Source organism: Escherichia sp. AM3 (assembly GCF_032029835.1).
Lineage (GTDB): Bacteria > Pseudomonadota > Gammaproteobacteria > Enterobacterales > Enterobacteriaceae > Escherichia > Escherichia coli.
This window is the reverse complement of the sequence record NZ_JAVUPQ010001249.1, coordinates 1-242: the sequence shown is the minus strand read 5'-3', so window position 1 is coordinate 242 and position 242 is coordinate 1. Positions and strand designations below refer to the sequence as shown.

1 protein-coding gene is annotated in these 242 nt (G+C 58.7%); it reads right to left on the bottom strand.

The window, feature by feature from the left end; translation table 11 throughout:
* The coding region (locus RTW80_RS30515; RefSeq protein WP_312721990.1) for a TraX family protein at nucleotides 1-242 on the bottom strand (242 nt) is incomplete at both ends.

Here is a 242-nt window from a genome sequence, read left to right as displayed (position 1 = left end):
AAGCAACATGGTCTCTGCGGAACGCCACCAGGTGCGCGTTTCACACCATGTCAGCACCTGTGCCGCAACTGCAAAGGCAAACAGGATATTCCCCTCATACCAGGGAAAGCCGGCCAGATAATATGCGAACTGGGCAATCACCGCCCATCCCCACAGCCGGTTAATGGCCTCCTGCCGGATATGCGTATGACGGGACAGATTCAGCCCCCACACCAGGGCAAACAGCGGAAAGGCCCCACGCC